The sequence below is a fragment of the Caulobacter sp. genome (assembly GCF_017744445.1).
Lineage (GTDB): Bacteria > Pseudomonadota > Alphaproteobacteria > Caulobacterales > Caulobacteraceae > Caulobacter.
Window position 1 is genome coordinate 113235 of the sequence record NZ_JAGIBH010000004.1, and the last position, 17170, is coordinate 130404.

Annotated in this window: 16 protein-coding genes and 1 tRNA gene; 14 read left to right on the plus strand and 3 right to left on the minus strand. The window is 67.9% G+C overall.

Annotated elements, in window-relative coordinates; genetic code table 11:
- Positions 1–44 precede the first annotated feature (44 nt).
- The 4 genes from ftsE to J7528_RS07335 are packed head-to-tail and all read left to right on the plus strand — an operon-like array spanning position 45 to position 2960.
- Positions 45–752: a cell division ATP-binding protein FtsE gene (gene ftsE / locus J7528_RS07320; RefSeq protein ID WP_291872314.1), complete on the plus strand. Its 708-nt coding sequence runs from the start codon at positions 45–47 to the stop codon at positions 750–752.
- Positions 749–1642 (plus strand): FtsX-like permease family protein, encoded by an 894-nt coding sequence (locus J7528_RS07325; protein WP_291872315.1) that lies wholly within the window; start codon positions 749–751, stop codon positions 1640–1642. The genes ftsE and J7528_RS07325 overlap by 4 nt, the downstream gene beginning before the upstream one ends.
- Positions 1639–2259, plus strand: coding sequence for a YdcF family protein (locus tag J7528_RS07330; RefSeq protein WP_291872317.1), 621 nt, complete (start codon positions 1639–1641; stop codon positions 2257–2259). Before J7528_RS07325 ends, J7528_RS07330 begins: the two co-directional genes overlap by 4 nt.
- On the plus strand, positions 2256–2960 hold the full coding sequence (locus J7528_RS07335) for a lysophospholipid acyltransferase family protein (RefSeq protein ID WP_291872319.1): 705 nt from the start codon (positions 2256–2258) through the stop codon (positions 2958–2960). Before J7528_RS07330 ends, J7528_RS07335 begins: the two co-directional genes overlap by 4 nt.
- A gap of 99 nt (positions 2961–3059) precedes the next feature.
- On the opposite strand, the gene J7528_RS07340 is transcribed toward J7528_RS07335, so the two are convergent.
- A complete protein-coding gene (locus J7528_RS07340) occupies positions 3060–3635 on the minus strand; it encodes a gamma-glutamylcyclotransferase (RefSeq protein WP_291872321.1) in 576 nt (191 codons plus the stop codon).
- 29 nt (positions 3636–3664) lie between these two features.
- Here J7528_RS07340 and J7528_RS07345 point away from each other — a divergent pair, with 29 nt between their 5' ends.
- The 8 genes from J7528_RS07345 to J7528_RS07380 all read left to right on the plus strand — a co-directional run bounded on the left by J7528_RS07345 (position 3665) and on the right by J7528_RS07380 (position 13719).
- Positions 3665–4675, plus strand: a complete 1011-nt coding sequence (locus J7528_RS07345) for a DUF2125 domain-containing protein (RefSeq protein WP_291872323.1) — start codon at positions 3665–3667, stop codon at positions 4673–4675.
- 103 nt (positions 4676–4778) lie between these two features.
- On the plus strand, positions 4779–5579 hold the full coding sequence (locus J7528_RS07350) for a chorismate mutase (protein ID WP_291872325.1): 801 nt from the start codon (positions 4779–4781) through the stop codon (positions 5577–5579).
- Between the two features lie 18 nt (positions 5580–5597).
- Positions 5598–6719: a histidinol-phosphate transaminase gene (gene hisC, locus J7528_RS07355; RefSeq protein ID WP_291872327.1), complete on the plus strand. Its 1122-nt coding sequence runs from the start codon at positions 5598–5600 to the stop codon at positions 6717–6719.
- Positions 6720–7658, plus strand: coding sequence for a prephenate/arogenate dehydrogenase family protein (locus J7528_RS07360; RefSeq protein ID WP_291872329.1), 939 nt, complete (start codon positions 6720–6722; stop codon positions 7656–7658).
- A gap of 3 nt (positions 7659–7661) precedes the next feature.
- Positions 7662–8051: a biopolymer transporter ExbD gene (locus J7528_RS07365; RefSeq protein ID WP_291872331.1), complete on the plus strand. Its 390-nt coding sequence runs from the start codon at positions 7662–7664 to the stop codon at positions 8049–8051.
- Positions 8052–8375: 324 nt separating this feature from the next.
- On the plus strand, positions 8376–11264 hold the full coding sequence (locus J7528_RS07370) for a TonB-dependent receptor (RefSeq protein ID WP_291872333.1): 2889 nt from the start codon (positions 8376–8378) through the stop codon (positions 11262–11264).
- Between the two features lie 117 nt (positions 11265–11381).
- Complete coding sequence (locus J7528_RS07375; protein ID WP_291872335.1) at positions 11382–11720, plus strand: EF-hand domain-containing protein; 339 nt, start codon at positions 11382–11384, stop codon at positions 11718–11720.
- 160 nt (positions 11721–11880) lie between these two features.
- A complete protein-coding gene (locus tag J7528_RS07380; protein ID WP_291872337.1) occupies positions 11881–13719 on the plus strand; it encodes a glycoside hydrolase family 9 protein in 1839 nt (612 codons plus the stop codon).
- Between the two features lies 1 nt (position 13720).
- Here the strand turns inward: J7528_RS07380 and J7528_RS07385 are convergent, their stop codons facing one another.
- Positions 13721–14176 carry a winged helix-turn-helix domain-containing protein gene (locus J7528_RS07385; RefSeq protein WP_291872339.1) on the minus strand — a complete coding sequence of 152 codons (456 nt, stop codon included), beginning with the start codon at positions 14174–14176 and terminating at the stop codon, positions 13721–13723.
- A gap of 115 nt (positions 14177–14291) precedes the next feature.
- Positions 14292–16268: a S9 family peptidase gene (locus J7528_RS07390; RefSeq protein ID WP_291872342.1), complete on the minus strand. Its 1977-nt coding sequence runs from the start codon at positions 16266–16268 to the stop codon at positions 14292–14294.
- Positions 16269–16394: 126 nt separating this feature from the next.
- On the opposite strand from J7528_RS07390, the gene J7528_RS07395 reads away from it, so the two are divergent.
- Together J7528_RS07395 and J7528_RS07400 are read left to right on the plus strand one after the other, a co-directional pair.
- Positions 16395–16469, plus strand: a tRNA-Gly gene (locus J7528_RS07395).
- A 79-nt stretch (positions 16470–16548) separates the two neighbouring features.
- Positions 16549–17151 (plus strand): HD domain-containing protein, encoded by a 603-nt coding sequence (locus J7528_RS07400; RefSeq protein ID WP_291872344.1) that lies wholly within the window; start codon positions 16549–16551, stop codon positions 17149–17151.
- Positions 17152–17170: the final 19 nt, after the last annotated feature.

Sequence of the window (17170 nt, forward strand, 5' to 3'; positions counted from 1 at the left end):
TCGCTGATTTTAACCCTGATGTCCAGAAACCCAAGTGACGCGCCTTGCGGATCGACACACAACAGGGCGATGACACCCTACCGGTGGTCCGCTTCGAAGGCGTCTCGATGCGTTACGGGCGAGCGCCCGAAACCCTAAGGGACATAAGCTTTTCCCTGGACCAGGGCTCGTTCCATTTCCTGACCGGCGCGTCGGGCGCGGGCAAGAGTTCACTGCTCAAGCTGATCTACCTGGCCCACCGTGCGTCACGGGGTCGCGTCGAGCTTTTCGGACGTGATGTCAGCCTGACCCACACCTCGGACCTGCCGTTCCTGCGGCGCCGGATCGGGGTGGTGTTCCAGGAATTCCGGCTGCTGGAGCACTTGTCGGTGTTCGACAACGCCGCTCTGCCCCTGCGCATCCTCAAGCGCAAACCGGCCACCTATCGCGAGGACGTTGCCGAGCTGCTCAGCTGGGTCGGCCTGGGCGACCGCATGCACGCCCTGCCCGCTACCCTCTCGGGCGGCGAAAAGCAGCGCCTGGCCATCGCCCGCGCCGTCGTGGACCGTCCCGACGTGCTGCTGGCCGACGAGCCGACCGGCAATGTCGATCCGGCCATGTCGCTGCGCCTGCTGCGCCTGTTCGTCGAGCTGAACCGCCTGGGCACCACCGTCCTGATCGCCACCCACGACGAGGACCTGGTGGCCCGCGCCGCGCGTCCGACCCTGCATCTGGACCAGGGCCGCCTGGTCAATGTGGAAGGTCGCAAATGAGCGAGTTCTTCCAGGTCGCCCGCTGGAAGCCCGGCCCGCTGCTGCCGCCCCGCGACAGCCGTGACGGGGCGCTGGTGTTCGTGGTCGCCGTGCTGTGCTTCCTGGCCTGCCTGACTGGCTTTGCCGCCTTGGCCGCCAACCGCGCCGCCCACGGCTGGACCAGCCAGTTGACCGGCTCAGCCACCGTCGTCGTCCGCGCCCGCGCCAACGAGACCCCCGACAGCGCCGCCGCTCGCGCCGCCGAGACCCTGGCCGGCATCAAGGGCGTGGTCGAGGCCCAGGCCCTGACCCGTGAGAAGGCCGAGGCTCTCCTGGAGCCCTGGATCGGCAAGGAGGCCCTGGTCGACGACCTGCCCACGCCGCGGCTGGTGACGCTGGAGCTGGATCCCAAGACCCCGCCGACCGCCGACACCTTGGACCGCGCCCTGAAGGTCGCCGGCGTCGAGGCCACCGTCGACGACCACAGCCGCTGGATCGCCGACATCGAGCGCGCCGCCAACCTGGCGCGCCTGGCGGCCCTGGGCGTCTTCGCCCTGATCGCCGCCGCCACGGCCGCCGTGATCGCCTTCGCCACCCGGGCCGGCCTGGCTGCCCGCCGCGACGTGATCGAGGTGCTGCACTTCTCAGGGGCCGAGCAAGGCTTCATCACCGGCCTGTTCCAGAACCGCTTCGCCACCATGGGCGCGCTGGCGGGCTTGCTGGGGGGCGCGGGCGCGGCCATCATCGGCGCCGTTGCACGCTATTTCGGCGGCGGCGCGGGGGTTGCGCCGGTTCTGCCATTGGCCTGGATCGATCTGTTGGCCGCCCTGCCCGCGCCGGTCGTGGCCGCCCTGATCGCCGGCCTCTCGGCCCGTCTGGCGGCGTCGCGCATCGTGGGGGAGATGCCGTGAAGACCTTGGCTGCGCTCTTGATAGCGCTGATGATCTGGGGCCTCGGGCTCCTGGCCTTCACCGGCCGCGTGGACCAGTCGACCCCGGCGCCCGAACCGCCCACCGCCGACGGCGTCGTGGTGCTGACCGGCGCCTCGAACGTGCGCCTGGAAGCGGCCACCCGCCTGCTGGAAGAGGGCAAGGGCAAGCGCCTCTTGATCTCCGGCGTCAACCGCGAGGCCACCCGCGCCGACGTCCAGACCGTCACCAAGGCCGTCAAGCCGATCTACGACTGCTGCGTGGACTTAGGCTTCGCCGCCGCCAACACCGTGGGCAATGCCCGCGAGACCGCCGAGTGGGCCAAGTCCAAGGGCTATCAGAGCCTTATTGTCGTCACGGCCGACTACCACATGCCGCGCTCGATGCTGGAGCTCAGCGCCGCCATGCCGGGCGTGAAGCTGTCGCCCTATCCGGTGAAGACCGATCTGAACGCCCATCGCTGGTGGAAGACCTCGATCAGCGCCCGGCGGATGATCGTGGAATACTGCAAGTACCTGGCGATCCTGGGCCGTGAGGCGTTCCTGGGGCTGGGGCCGAAAGAAAAGGCCGCCCCCTCGGCGGCGAAGGAAGCATCTTGATCTATCTGCGTTCGTTCCTGTTCCAGCTGTTCTTCTGGCTGTGGTCCATCGCCTGGGCCGTAGGCATGATCGTGACCTATCCCCTGCCCCGTCGCGTCAACACCTGGTGCCTGTCGACCTGGGCCAGTGGCCTGATCTGGGGCCTGCGCTGGCTGGCCGGCGTCAAGGTCGAGGTGCGTGGCCAACGCCCGATCGGCCCGGCCCTGGTCGCGCCCAAGCATCAGTCGATGTTCGACGTCTTCAGCCAGTTCGCCCTGCTGCCCGACGCCTGCTTCGTGATGAAGAAGGAGCTCTTGATGGTGCCGCTGTTCGGCTGGCACGGGTTGAAGGGCGGTATGATCGTGGTCGACCGCGGCGGTCACTCGACCGCGCTGAAGAAGCTGGTCCGCGACTCGGTCGAGCGCATGAAGGAAAGCCGCCAGATCGTGATCTTCCCGGAAGGCACGCGCGGCAAGGTCGGCGAGCCCGGCGACTACAAGCCCGGCATCGCCGCGCTGTATCGCGAGCTGGACATGCCCGTCATCCCGCTGGCCCTGAACTGCGGCAGCCACTGGAACAAGGGCTTCGTGATCAAGCCGGGCACGATCGTCTTCGACTATCTCGAGCCCATCCCCGCCGGCCTGAAGCGCGGCGAGTTCATGCGCGAGCTGCAGACCAAGATCGACGGCGCGACCAAGGCGCTTGAGGATTCGGGGATCTAGTTTCCCTCTCCCCTTGCGGGAGAGGTTGGCCCACGAAGTGGGTCGGGTGAGGGGTCTCGCTCCGCTATCCGGACAGGCCTTTCAACCCCTCATCCGGCGCTACGCGCCACCTTCTCCCGCAAGGGGAGAAGGAGACTCAATGCCCTCGACCATCTTCAAGAGCTTCTCCATCGCGTGATCGCGCACGCCGTCCTCGCGCAGGTGCAGGACGAGGTCGCGCAGGTAGTCGATGTTCGGCCCCGACAGGCCCGTGGCGCCGGCGATCAACGCCGCCTGCTGCTCCAGGGTCAGCGCCCCCGCCCACTGGCTGTGCTTCATGTCCGACAGGAAGACCAGCGCCGAGGCTTTCCCATTGCCGTCGATCTTCACGTCGCGCCAGGTCTCGAAATAGGTCTCGGTCGGCTGCTCGCGTTCGCGCAGGTAGGCGTAGACCGCCTCCCATTCGCTGGACGCCACGCGGTAGGCCATGCCGCGCACCGCGCCGCCGGGGGCCAGGCCCAGCACCAGGCCCGGCCGCTCGTAGGTGCCGCGATGGTGCACCGAATAGATGCAGAAGGCCCGCCGCCGACCGTGGAGCACGGCCGTTCTTCGGTCTATGAACGGGAACCCGGGCCGCCACATGAGCGATCCGTATCCGAACACCCAGCGATCTTCGCTGTCGCCTGCCAAACCCATTCTCGATCCCGACTGGACGCGCCCACTTCATGACCCATAACGACGCCCGCCCGTCTCGCAAAGCCCGTCGCAGTCGCCTGTTCACGCCTTTCATCCTCGCCGCCGTCATCTCGGGCGGTTGGAGCTATGGCTGGTTCTGGATTCGCGGCCAGGCCGAGCAGCGGATGGACGCCCAGGCGGCCGACCTGAAGTCGCGCGGCTATGACCTGTCCTGGAGCGCCCGCACCTTCCACGGCTTCCCGTTCCGCATGAACGTCGACCTGACGAACGCCCGGATGTCCGAGCCCACCGGCTGGGCCGTCCGCGCGCCGATCCTGAAAGGCGAGGCCGAGATCTTCGACCTGACCCATTGGGTGCTGGTCGCCGACCAGGGCGTGGTGCTGACCCGACCCGAGGCCGGCGACGTGACCATCACCGGCCAGGCCCTGCGCGCCAGCATCTCGCACGTCACCGAATATCCGCCGCGCATCTCGGTCGAGGGCGCCAAGCTGACCTTTGCGCCCGCCCCGGGGACCAAGCCGTTCCAGCTGGTCTCGGCCGACAAGATGCAGCTGCACACCCGCTCGGGTCCCGACGACCAGGGCGCGGTGTTCTTCAAGGCCGACGGCGCCAAGACCGCCTTCACGGGCCTTTTGGGCCGCATCGCCCAGGACAAGACCGCCTCGATGCTGCTGGAGACCCGCCTGTCGCACGTCTCGCAGCTGCGCGGCCGCAACTGGGAAGCCGCGGTGAAGCGCTGGAGCGAAGCCGGCGGCCAGATCACCCTGCAACAGAGCCAGATCCTGGCCGGCGACGCCGAGGGCAAGATCAAGTCCGGCGTCCTGTCGGTCGACAGCCAAGGCCGCGTGACCGGCTCGCTGAACGCGGCGCTCAAGGAACGGACCATGCCCGGCCAGCCGATCAGGACCCCGGAACAGGCCGTGGCCGCCGCCGCCCAGGCCATGGGCGCCGAGCCGGTGATCGAGGCCGACCTCAAGTTCGACAACGGCCGCACCTATTTGGGCATCCTTGATACGGGCCCTGCGCCGACCGTTTATTGATCGACCAACGATCGCCAGGCACGCAATTTTATTCCCACGAAGGCTGGCTATTGCGTGTTTGGCGGCAAAGACTATGGTCCCGCCTCCAATTTCGGGGAAGAACATGGGCAGCGACCAGGCTGCGGCGACGCCGTCTCTCGAAGAGGTCCGATGGCGACTCGACGCCATCGACACTGAACTCCTGAAGCTGCTGGACGAGCGCGCCAGCCTGGCCGGCGCCGTCGCGGCCGCCAAGCGCGCCTCCGGCGACACCGGCTTTGGCCTGCGCCCCGGCCGCGAGGCCCAGATCGTTCGCAAGCTGCTGGCCGCGCCGCGCACCGGGGCCGGGGACGCGCTGGTCATCCGCATCTGGCGCGAGATCATGGCCGACAACCTGGCGCGCCAGGGCCCGTACCAGTTGGGCGTCTTCGGCGGTCGCGAGGCCGCCCGCACCGTCGAGCTGACCCGCCTGCGCTTCGGCACGGCGCCGCGCCTGTCGATCGTCCCCACCGCCCAGGACGCCCTGGCCATCGCCCGCAGCCCCTGGGGCGTGGCCGTCCTGCCGCTGGCCGCCGAGACGCCCTGGTGGGGCCGCCTGCTGGCCGAGCCCAAGCTGAAGGTCTTCGCCGCCCTGCCCTGCCTGGCCACTTGGGGCCCGCAAGCCGCGCTGGCGGTGGCGGAAGTCGAGGTCGAGCCCACCGGCGGCGACCAGACCTTCTGGGTCACCGACTCGCCCAAGAGCGCCGCCGCCATCATCGAGGCTCTCAGTCAGACCGACGTCGCCGCCGAGCTGATCGCCGACGCCGGCGGCCTGAAGCTGTTCTCGCTGTCGGGCTTCTTCCAGCCGCAGGACGAACGTCTGGCCCGCGCGCCCGGAGACCTTACGGGCGTCATCGGGGCTGCGCCCGAACAGTTCGACGTGTAAGAGAGCCGCGTCCGCAGCTTGAGTAGTCCGATGACCGATCGCTTCGCCTCGCCTCGCCCTGTCCCGAAACCCGGCATCATGGACATCCATGCCTATGTCGGCGGCAAGTCGAAGGTCGAAGGCATCGATCACCCCATCAAGCTGTCGAGCAACGAGAACATCCTGGGCAGCAGCGACAAGGCCAAGGACGCCTACCGCAACGCCGTCGACCGGATGCACATCTATCCGGACGGCAAGGCCGGCATTCTGCGCGCCGCCGTGGCCGAGCGCTTCAAGCTGGAGCCCGAGCGCCTGACCTTCGGCGACGGCAGCGACGAGATCTTCGCCCTGCTGTGCCAGGCGTACCTGGAGCCCGGCGACAACATCGTCCAGGGCGAGCACGGCTTCGCCGCCTACGCCATCGGGGCCCGCGCCTGCCAGGGCGAGGTGCGGATGGCCAAGGAGATCAACCACCGCGTCGACATCGACGAGACGGTCAAGTGCGTCGACGAGCGCACCCGCCTGGTGTTCATCGCCAACCCCGCCAACCCGACCGGCACCTGGCTGACGGGCGAGGAGATTCGCGCCCTGCACGCGGCCCTGCCGCCGTCGGTGATCCTGGTGCTGGACGGCGCCTATGCCGAGTTCTGCAGCGACCCGCGCTTCGAGGACGGCCTGGACCTGGCCCGCACCGCCGAGAACGTTATCGTCACCCGCACCTTCTCGAAGATCCACGGCCTGGCCGCCCTGCGCGTGGGCTGGGGCTATGCGCCCGAGCACATCATCGCCCCGATCGAGCGCATCCGTCCGCCGTTCAACACCTCGATCCCCGGCCAGGAAGCCGCCGTCGCGGCCCTGTTCGACGACGACTTCCAGGCCCGCTCGCTGGCCCTGGTCGAACAGTGGCGTCCGTGGCTGGCCCAGCAGCTGGGCGGCCTGGGTCTCGAAGTCACTCCGTCGGCGGCCAATTTCGTGCTGGCGACCTTCCCGACCACGCCGGGCAAGACCGCGCTCGAGGCCGAGGCGTTCCTGGCCTCGAAAGGCTACCTGGTCCGCGCCGTGGCCAACTATGGCCTGCCCAACGGCATCCGGATCACCATCGGCCTGGAAGAGCAGAACCGCGCCGTCGTGGACCTGCTGGCCCAGTTCATGGGCCGCTAGATGTCGGCGCCCGGTCTCCTCTACCCTAAGCTCACCGTCATCGGCGCGGGCCTGATCGGCGGCTCGGTGATCCGCGCGGCGCGTGAACACGGCGTCGTCGGCGAGGTCACCGTGGCCGACGCCAGCGAAGCCAATCGCGCTCGCGTCGTCGAGCTGGGCATTGCCGAGCACGTCACCGGCGACATCGCCGAAGCGGTGAAGGACGCCGACCTCGTCGTCATCGCCACCCCGGTGCTGTCGATCCCAGGCCTGGCCGCCGAGATCATCCCGGCCATGAAGGCGGGCGCGACCCTGACCGACGTCGGCTCGACCAAGGCCAATGTCGCCGAGGCCTTCCGCGCCCAGGACCTGTCGAAGATCTACGCCATCCCCGGCCACCCGATCGCCGGCACCGAGCAGTCGGGTCCCGACTCCGGCTTCGCCGAGTTGTTCGAGGGCCGCTGGACGATCCTCACCCCGTTCGAGAGCGACGACGAACACTACGCCGAGGCCGTCGCCCGCCTCTCGACCTTCTGGCGCGCCTTCGGGGCCCAGGTCGAGCTGATGGAAGAAAAGCACCACGACCTGGTGCTGGCCGTCGTGTCCCACCTGCCCCACCTGATCGCCTACACGATCGTCGGCAGCGCGGCCGACCTGGAGAACGTCACCGAGAACGAGGTCATCAAGTACTCGGCCTCGGGCTTCCGCGACTTCACCCGCATCGCCGCCAGCGATCCGACCATGTGGCGCGACATCTTCGTGGCCAACAAGGACGCGGTGCTGGAAATGCTCGGCCGCTTCACCGAGGACCTGCAGGCCATGAGCCGCGCGATCCGCTGGGGCGACGCCGACACCCTGCACGCCCACTTCACCCGGACGCGGGCGATCCGCAGAGGCATCGTCGCGGCGGGCCAGGAGAGCGCTCTGCCGAACTTCGGGCGCGACCGCGGGAAGCACTAGGCGATGAAGCGGGGCGTCAAGATCACGATCGGCGTCCTGCTCGCACTGGGGCTACTAGCCCTCTGCGCCGTCCCGATGAAGGTGGTGACGATCAAGATCGACCTGCCACCGCCAATCCCGGCCAAGCCCGCACGCACGACGCCAGTCTTCATCACGATCAAGCCGGACGGCGCCCTGGCGATCGAGGACGCGCCTACTACCCTTGAGGCCCTGCCCGGAGACCTGTCGACGCGCTTCGGTCCCGGCCCAAAGGATCAGCAACGCATCATGATCCGCGCGACAGGCGATGTGCCCTACGAGCGCTTTATGACCCTGCTGAACGCCCTTCAGGAACACGGCTGGTACAAGGTCGGCCTGATCAACGAGAACCTCTCGACCGAAGCCCAGCCCTAGGCCGGCGCTGACCCCTCCACCGGCTTCGCCGGTCCCCCTCCCCCAAAAGGGGGAGGATAGCGCCCCATACGACACTCTTCTTTCTCCGCCCCGTTTGGGGGAGGACAGACCTGCGCAAGCAGGTCAGGTGGGGGCCTGTGCCGAGCCAACCTTTGTTACGATATCTTGCGACTCCGTCATTTGTCAGACATATATTATCTACGTTGTGAGATTTGATCCCAAAATACGGGACTACGCGACGTAGAGAGCTGAACCGGGAAAACCGGGAGCCTCGGGTTGGAAACATCTGGGGCGCGGCGGGGCCGGCCCTGTCTGGAGGTCCTCATGTCGCCGTCCCATAGGTCGCCGTCCAAGTTGGGCTGGAAATCGGGCTGCTCGTTGCTGGCCCTGGCCATTGTCGGCGCGATGGCCGCCACCAGCGCGCACGCGCAAGACACCACCGTCGACGAAGTGGTCGTCACCGGCTTTCGCGAAAGCCTGAAGAGCGCGCTGAACGTCAAGCGCCAGTCCTCAGGCGTGGTCGACGCCATCAAGGCCGAGGACATCGCCGACTTCCCGGACGCCAACCTCGCCGAGTCCATCCAGCGGGTGCCGGGCGTGTCGATCGCCCGCGTCGCCGGCGAGGGCCGGACGATCACCGTGCGCGGCCTGCCGCCGAACTTCACCCGCGTGCGCATCAACGGCATGGAGGCCCAGTCGACCAGCGGCGCCACCACCAGCGACCGCGGCGCCAACCTGGGCCGCGGCTTCGACTTCAACACCTTCGCCTCGGAACTGTTCAGCGGCATCACGGTGCGCAAGAGCGCCCAGGCCGAGGTGATCGAAGGCTCGCTGGGGGCCACGGTCGACCTGGAGACCGCCCGTCCGCTGGACCAGAAGGGCCTGACCTTCGTGCTGGGCGCGGCCGGCAGCTATACGGATCTCGCCAAGAAGGTCGATCCGCGCTTCACCGCCGTGCTGGGCAACCGCTGGGAAGGCGCGTTCGGCGAGTTCGGGGCCCAGGCCTCGGTGGCCTACAGCAAACGTCGCTATCTGGAAGACCAATGGGGCTCGGGCGGCTGGAACCCCGCCACGGTGGACGGCGGCTTCTGCACGCCCGTCGGCCGGCCCGTGCAGAACCCGGTCGACAACGCCGCCAACGGCACGGACGCCGCCAACTGCGCCACCGGCGTGCCGCGCCCGGCCGCCAGCGACACGGTCTTCGACCAGGCCAACCGCTCGACGGTGTTCTTCCCTCGCCTGCCCCGCTATGGCCGCTTCCACCATAACCAGGAGCGCACCGGCGCGACCCTGGCCCTGCAGTGGAAGCCGACCTCGCGCACCTCGCTCAGCTTCGACGCCCTGTATTCGAACTATGACGTCAAGCGCGAGGAGAACTGGCTGGAGGGCTTCTCGTTCGCCCGCGCCATCAGCCAGAACGGCAAGCCGCAGACGGCCGTGCGCGAGCTGATCCTGCGCAACGCCGGGACCAGCCACACCGCCGGCGTCAACCTGGGCCAGACGGTCTATGACGTCAACTACGCCCGCTTCGACGGCGTGGACGTGCGCTCCGACACCCAGCACGACGAGTTCCAGAACGTCTTCCAGCAGTACACCCTGGCGGGCACGCACGAGCTGACCGACAAGATCACGGTCAGGGGCCTGATCGGCTACTCGAAGTCGGACTACGACCAGCCGATGACGACGACGATCATGTTCCAGCGGCCCAACACCAGCATGACGGTGGACTTCCGCAAGGACCGCGACCAGCCGACCATCACCCACGGCTTCGACGTCACGGATGCGGCGCTCTACAGCTTCGCCGCCCCCAATGCCGAGGTGCGGCTGTCGCAGATCTTCACGACCAACATCTACAAGACCATCGACCTGAACCTGGCCTGGGCCGTCGACGACGCCCTGACCGTCAAGGTCGGCGGGCACTATGATGAATTCTCGTTCGACACCTCGGCCTTCCAGCGGGCCAACAACTTCCTGGTGCCCAGCTTCACCTCGGCGGAGCTGAAGAACCTGACCAAGGTGGTCAGCGGCTTCGGCGGCCACGGCATCAATTCGGGGGTCTTCCCGTCGGCCTGGGCGACGATCGACTACGACAAGTTCGTCGGCAACCAGAACCTCTACAGCCAGACGGGCCTGTATACGCTGGTCAACAATTTCGGCGGCATCCGCCGGGTGGACGAGAAGGTGACCTCGGCCTTCATCCAGGCGGACCTGCGCACCGAAATCAGCGGCGTGCCCGTGCGCGGCGACGTCGGTTTCCGCTTCGCCCGCACCGAGCTGGAGTCGCGCGGTTACCAGATCGGCCTGACGCCGCAGCAGGTCACGGCCGATCACAGCTACAACGACGTCCTGCCCTCGTTGAACGTCGCCGTCGACGTCACCGACAACCTCATCCTGCGCTTCTCGGGTGCCAAGACCGTGTCGCGGCCTGACCTGGGCTTCCTGACGCCCGGCGGCAGCCTGAACCTGACCGGCACGCCGTCGATCACCTCGGGCAACCCGACCCTGGACCCGATCCGCGCCTGGACGGCCGATCTCGGCGCCGAGTGGTACTTCGCCCCCGGCGCCATCCTGGGCGTGGGCTTCTTCTACAAGGACATCGAGACCTATGTTCAGAACCAGTCCCAGCAACTGACCTTCCGCCAGACGGGTCTGCCGCTGGCCCTGCTGGGCGCGTCGGGCGTCGATCCGGATAACACCCCGATCACCGTCACCCGGCCGCTGAACACCCCGGGCGGCCCGCTGAAGGGTTTCGAGGTCAACTACCAGCAGGCCTTCACCTTTCTGCCGGGGTTCCTGAGCCACACCGGGGCGCTGGTGAACTACACCTATGTCGACAGCCAGATCGACTACTTCCTGGCGGCCGGCGGCATCACCACCAACGACCTGATCGGCCTGTCCAAGAATGCCTACAACGCCACGCTCTATTACGAGGACAGCAAGTTCAGCGCCCGCGTCTCGGCCTCGTACCGCGACAAGTCGGTCGTCGCCCTGCCGGCCAACAACCCGTTGCAGGACATCGAGGGCTACTCGCCCAACCTGACCTTCGACATGGCCGCCTCGTACCAGATCAACGAGCGCTTCAAGCTGTCGCTGGAGGGGCTGAACATCCTGGACCGCTTCAACCGGCAGTTCATCGACTCCGACCGCGACAGCACCTTCGTCTACACCCATACCGGGCGGCAGTTCAGCCTGGGGCTGCAATACAAGTTCTAGCCCCACGGGACGGGCTTTCGAGCCCGCCCTTTCCCGCCCTAATCGCGAAATAAGGCCGCAACAATCGGAGCCCATCTCAACGAGCCAGGGACTAAACCCGGGAAGGAAACACCCTCTATGAGCCGTAAGCTCATCGTCGCCCTCGGCGCTCTCTCCACCCTCGTGGCCGGCGCGGCCCTGGCGCAAGACGGCCCGCCTCCGGGCCCGCGCCAGATGCCGGCCCCGGAAGACGTCTTCAAGCGCTGGGACAGCAACAGCGACGGCGTCGTCGACAAGGCCGAATGGACCGGCGCTGGCCGTCCGGAAGACCGCTTCGCCATGATCGACGCCGATAAGGACGGCAAGATCACCCTGGCCGAGCTGAAGACCGCCTTCGAACAGATGCGCGCCCGCCGCGCCCAGCAAGGCGGCCAGCCTCCGGGCCCGCCGCCGGAAGCGCCGGCTCCGCAGAACTAAGCGCTCTTATCAGTACTGCGTCGAACGCCGCCCGATGACCTCGGGCGGCGTTTTTGTTTACAGGCCAGATACCGGTAACAAAGATCGTGACAACGCTGTCGGAGCTGCACTAGCTTCACCGCCAAGGCGCGCAAGTCGACGCGTCACGGAGGAAGCGTTGATGACCCGCCTGGCCGCCCTGTTGTTTGTCTCGTTGCTGGTGCTGGCCGGCGTCACGCATGCCGAAGAGGCGCCCCGCCCCATCCGCCTGAACCAGATGGGCCTCGAGGCCAACGGCCCCAAGCGCGCCGTGCTGGCCGATGCTTCCAAGAGCCCGCTGGACTGGACCCTGCTGGACGCCTCGGGCGCGACGGTCGCCTCGGGCAAGACCAAGGTGTTCGGCGACAACGCCGCCTCGGGCGAGCATGTCCACCAGATCGACTTCTCGAGCGTCCGCAAGGCCGGCGACGGCTATCGGTTGACGGTCGGCGCCGCCGAGAGCCGCCCGTTCGCCCTACGCGCCAGGCCGGACGGCAAACTGACCAAAGCCGCCCTGTCGTTCTTCTACCAGCAGCGCGCCAGCGTCCCGATCGAGGCCCGCTTCGTCGAGCGCCCCGACCTGGCCCGTCCTGCTGGCCACGCGCCGGACAAGGCCACCTGCTTCGACCTGGCCGACGAGCGTGGCCAGGTCTGGCCGGGCTGCGACTACACCCTGGACGCCAGCGACGGCTGGTACGACGCCGGCGACCACGGCAAGTACGTCGTCAACGGCGGCGTCTCGGTCTGGACGCTGGTCAACGCCTATGAGCGCGCTGCGGTTCTCAAGCGTCCCGGTGCGCTGAAGGCCCTGGGCGACGGCTCGCAGGCCCTGCCCGAGAATGCCAACGGCGTGCCCGACATCCTGGACGAGGCCCGCTTCGAGCTGTCGTTCCTGCTGGCCATGCAGGTTCCGGACGGCAAGACGCTACAGGTCCCGGTCGGCAAGCAGAAGCCGGTCGACGGCAAGCTGAAGCTGACCGCCATCGACGCCTCGGGCATGGCCCACCAGAAGATCGCCGACCGCAACTGGACCGGCCTACCGACCTCGCCGGCCGACGACAAGGAGGTGCGATATCTCTACTATCCGACCACGGGCGCGACCCTGAACCTGGCGGCCGTGACCGCCCAGGCCGCCCGGGTATGGAAGACCATCGACCCGGCCTTCTCCGCGCGCTGCCTGGAGGCCGCCCGCCGCGCCTTCGCCGCCGCTTTGCGCCATCCCGACATCTACCAGCTGGGTCCGTTCACCGGCTCGGGCGGCTATGGCGACGGTGATTTGACCGACGAGCTCTATTGGGCCGCCGCCGAGCTCTACGCCACCACGGGAGACGCGAACGCCGAGAAGGTGCTGCGCGCCTCGCCGCTGTTCCTGGCGACCAGCGACATCAGCTGGGGTTCGGTCGGTGCCCTGGGCACGATCACCCTGGCGCTGGTCCCCAGCGGCCTGAAACCCGCCGAGATCACCCAGGCCCGCACCAGCCTGATGGCCGCCGCCGGCCGGTATCTGTCCGAAGACCTCGGCCAAGGCTATGGCCTGCCCTACGCCGCGCCGGGCTATCCTTGGGGCTCGAACAGCTCGGTGCTGAACCGCGCCGTGGTGCTGGGCCTAGCCTACGACTTCACGGGCGAGATCGCCTATCGCTTCGGCGCGGTCGATGCCATGGACTACGTCCTGGGCCGCAACCCGCTTGATCGTTCCTACGTCACCGGCTTCGGCGCGCGGGCGATGCAGAACCCCCACCACCGCTTCTGGGCCAGGCAGGCGAACGCGGCCTACCCCGCCCCGCCGGCCGGCGTGGTCTCGGGCGGGCCCAACTCGACCAACATGGGCGACGACGTGGCCAAGACCATGAAGGGCCAGTGCAAGCCGCAGACCTGCTGGACCGACGACTACCGCGCCTTCACCCAGAACGAGGTGGCCATCAACTGGAACGCGCCGCTGGTCTGGGCGTCGGCATTCCTGGACGACACGATGCGCTAGGCTAGCGCTTGGCGATGACGCGCGGCGGCGGGTCATCATCCTGGGCCCAGGCATAGGCACCCAGGGTCGCGACCCCGCCCACGGCGATGGCCAAGGCCGCGCCGGCCGCCACCCAGGCGGGGCCCAGGCTCCAGCGCGGCGCAGGCGGCGTGCTGCCGGGCGTCGCTTCGTAGATCCAGCGATAGCCGATGGCCGGCACCGTCTCGATGAAGCGCGGCGCCAAGGCGTCGTCGCCCAAGGCCTTGCGCAGGTCGGCCACCGCCTGGTTCAGGGCCAGGTGAGACCCCTCGTCCACGCTCCAGACCGTCTCGATCAGGTGATCGCGCGACGCCGTCAGACCAGGCCGCTCGGCCAGGGTCATCAGGAGGTCGAAGGTCCGGGGCTCCAGGCAGCTGGCCCCATTGGGGGCCCGCACGCGGCGGCTATCGACATCGATGCTGACCTCGCCGAAGGCCATGCGAGGGGTTTCCGTCTGAACTGGCACGCGACGATCGACTCCCACTGCGACTGCGCGCGCATATGGACGTCAAGTTGAGGCGCAATTTGGTCCGCCGTCGAGGCAGACGGAAACCTTACATCCCCAGCGAGGCGCGCAGGAACTGGTCGATCTGGCTCAGCATCCGCTCGCGGGTCGCCGCGTCGTCCAGCTGGTGGTCCAGGCCCGGATAGACGACCAGCTCGGACTTGGCCCCAACCGCCTTCAGCCGCGCCTGCATCAGGCGGGATTCGCCGGCGCCGACATTGATGTCCTGGTCGCCGTGGAACAGCAGCACCGGCGCCTTGATGCGCGCGGCGTTCTGAGCCGGCGAGCCCTCCTTCACATGCGGCCCGCGCCCGACGAAGGCGTCGACGATCTTGTAGTTGGTGAAGTTTTTGAACTCCTGGCGCCAAGTCTCCAGGTCGGTGACCGGGGCGATGGCGACGATGGCCTTGAAGAGGTCGGGGTCGACCACCGCGCTCTGCAACGCCGCGTAGCCGCCGTAGGACCAGCCGATAATCGCCAGCTTGCCGGGCGCGGCCACGCCCTGGGCGGTCAGCCAGCGGCCCGCGTCGTTGACGTCGCCGATCGCGGTCTTCCACGACTGGAAGCCGTTCTTCTGGAACCACGCCTCGCCATAGCCGGACGAGCCGCGGAAGTTTGGCTGCAGCACCGCGAAACCCTGGTGGGCGAAGTACTGGGCCAACCAGTCGAAGCCCCACTCGTCGCGAGCGCTGGGGCCGCCATGCGGCATGACGATGGTCGGCAGGGTCTTGCCCTCCGAGCCCGGCGGCAGGGTCAGGTAGGCCGGGACCTGGGTCCCGTCGGCGGCGGCGTAGGTGATGGCCTTGACCGGCGCCAGCTTGATGTCGGCCAGGTCCGGACGCTCGGGCATCACCGGGGCAAGCTTCCGGGTGTTGCGGTCATAGAGGTAGTAGCCGCCGGGATCGACGTCGCTGCCGGCCCACAACAGCAGGCGCTTCTCGTCCTTGCTGGCGTCGACGAAGCTGACGCGCGGATTGCCCGGCAGCGCTTTGGACAACGCCGCTTCCAGCGCGCGCAGGCCTGGGTCGAAGAACACGGTCTGGCGCTTGTCGGTGACGAAACTGGCGCCGACCACGCGACGCTGGCGACCGATGCGGATCAGGCCGTCCACGTCGACGTCGTCGCGGGCGACCAGCACCTCGCGCTTCCAGGAGCCGTCCAAGGACACCCGCACCATGGCGTCGTGGCCGTTGACCGGCTGGAAGCCATAGGCGGCGTTCAGATCACGATCGACGGCCCAGGGCCGGAAACCCGCCAGCTCACCCGTCGCGGGGATCGCCGTCCACTGCCCGCCGGCCGCCGGACGGTGGAAATAGGTCACCTCGTCGCTGCGATAGCCGGCATTGTTACGCGGCTGAACGGCCATGATCCGCAGCCCGCCATGCTGGTCGGAGATGTAGTTGACGGTGTCGCCCCGCGGGGCCTCGACCGGCGTGCGGACCATGGTGACGGTGTCGACGCGCTCGACCGCCAGGCCCTTGCGCGCATTGACGCCCATCAGGCTGCCGGTCGAGATCTCGCCCTCGTACTGGCGGGTCATCAGCACCACGCCGGCGTCGTCGTCGGACAGCCAGTCGACCACGTCCCCGCCATCCTGGTGGTAACCGACCTCGACGCTGGACGGCTTGGCGGTCATTTCCTTGACCTCCGCGCCGTCGGCATTCAGCGCGACCATGCGGCTGTAGGCCATGCGCGTGGCGTCGGTGATCAGCAGCATCCGCAGCTCGCAGATCAGCCGCGTATTGGTGACCCAGCCGCAGCTGGTCAGGCGATAGGGCTTGCCGTTGGCGGTCAGCACCGGCTTGGGCGTTCCGGTCCCGTCCAGCCGCGCCACGAAGACGGCGCTGGCCTGGGCCTCGGCCAGGGGCTGGACCAGGGCGATCGACTGGCCGTCCGGCGACAGGCTGGCGCTCAGCACCGCCGGCCGCGCGCCGAAGGCCTTGGCGGCATCCGCCGCATGAGCGGCCACGGGCGCGAGCACCAGCCCGGTCAGCCCGACCAGGACGCCGCGAGTAAGCTTGAACATGGGAATCTACTTGAAATTGCCACCCTAACCGCAGGCGACTAGAGGTCGGATCGCGGCGAGAAATCAAGTCGCTCGATCCTTGGCTTGAGTACCGGGGCGAGGCGGGCTAAACGAAGCGTCTCTCTGGCGGGCGTAGTTCAGAGGTAGAACGTCAGCTTCCCAAGCTGAATGTCGGGGGTTCGATTCCCCCCGCCCGCTCCAAGGTCCTCCCGACATCGCGTTGACCTCCGCTCGCATCAAGCGCACGATCACTTCAAACAGACGTTTGGGGAGAAACGTGATGGCCGACGGCGAGGATCATCCGCGCGCCAAATTTCACGCCATGACCGACGGCACGCCCGAGGACTGGGGCATCATCGCCGGCGCGTCGGTGGAGTTCGGGCGCGAGCTGCCCACCCGGCTGATCGCCCACCTGAACCTCTTGAAAGGCGACTGCGGCGGCTTCGCCATCGATCGCCTGGACCACAGTCTGCAAACCGCCACTCGCGCCCACCAGGCCGGCGAGGACGAAGAGTACGTGGTCTGCGCCCTGCTGCACGACATTGGCGACATCCTGGGTCCGCGCAATCACGCCGACATCGCCGCCGCCATCCTCCAGCCCTTCGTGTCGGAGCGGAACCACTGGATGGTGGCCCACCACGCGATCTTCCAGGGCTATTACTTCTTCCACCACCTGGGCCTGGACCGCGACATGCGCGATCAGTTTCGCGGCCATCCGGACTTCGAGCACACGGCCAAGTTCTGCCACGTGTACGACCAGGAGGCCTTCGACCCGAACTTCAAGTCGATGCCCCTGGAAGCGTTCGAGCCCATGCTGCAGCGGGTGATGAGTGTGCCGAAGCGCTCGATTTATTTGCGGGCGCCGGCGGCTGCTGCCTCTTAGTCCGTCTCCCCGGCGAAAG

What these genes read in the sequence shown, in the direction of transcription:
- J7528_RS07400 (WP_291872344.1), top strand. Translation starts at nt 16,549, where the DNA reads ATGGCCGACGGCGAGGATCATCCGCGCGCCAAATTTCACGCCATGACC.
- J7528_RS07390 (WP_291872342.1), bottom strand. Translation starts at nt 16,268, where the DNA reads ATGTTCAAGCTTACTCGCGGCGTCCTGGTCGGGCTGACCGGGCTGGTG.
- J7528_RS07340 (WP_291872321.1), bottom strand. Translation starts at nt 3,635, where the DNA reads ATGGGTTTGGCAGGCGACAGCGAAGATCGCTGGGTGTTCGGATACGGA.
- J7528_RS07365 (WP_291872331.1), top strand. Translation starts at nt 7,662, where the DNA reads ATGAAGCGGGGCGTCAAGATCACGATCGGCGTCCTGCTCGCACTGGGG.
- J7528_RS07380 (WP_291872337.1), top strand. Translation starts at nt 11,881, where the DNA reads ATGACCCGCCTGGCCGCCCTGTTGTTTGTCTCGTTGCTGGTGCTGGCC.
- J7528_RS07375 (WP_291872335.1), top strand. Translation starts at nt 11,382, where the DNA reads ATGAGCCGTAAGCTCATCGTCGCCCTCGGCGCTCTCTCCACCCTCGTG.
- J7528_RS07350 (WP_291872325.1), top strand. Translation starts at nt 4,779, where the DNA reads ATGGGCAGCGACCAGGCTGCGGCGACGCCGTCTCTCGAAGAGGTCCGA.
- J7528_RS07345 (WP_291872323.1), top strand. Translation starts at nt 3,665, where the DNA reads ATGACCCATAACGACGCCCGCCCGTCTCGCAAAGCCCGTCGCAGTCGC.
- J7528_RS07385 (WP_291872339.1), bottom strand. Translation starts at nt 14,176, where the DNA reads ATGGCCTTCGGCGAGGTCAGCATCGATGTCGATAGCCGCCGCGTGCGG.
- J7528_RS07360 (WP_291872329.1), top strand. Translation starts at nt 6,720, where the DNA reads ATGTCGGCGCCCGGTCTCCTCTACCCTAAGCTCACCGTCATCGGCGCG.
- J7528_RS07370 (WP_291872333.1), top strand. Translation starts at nt 8,376, where the DNA reads ATGTCGCCGTCCCATAGGTCGCCGTCCAAGTTGGGCTGGAAATCGGGC.
- J7528_RS07325 (WP_291872315.1), top strand. Translation starts at nt 749, where the DNA reads ATGAGCGAGTTCTTCCAGGTCGCCCGCTGGAAGCCCGGCCCGCTGCTG.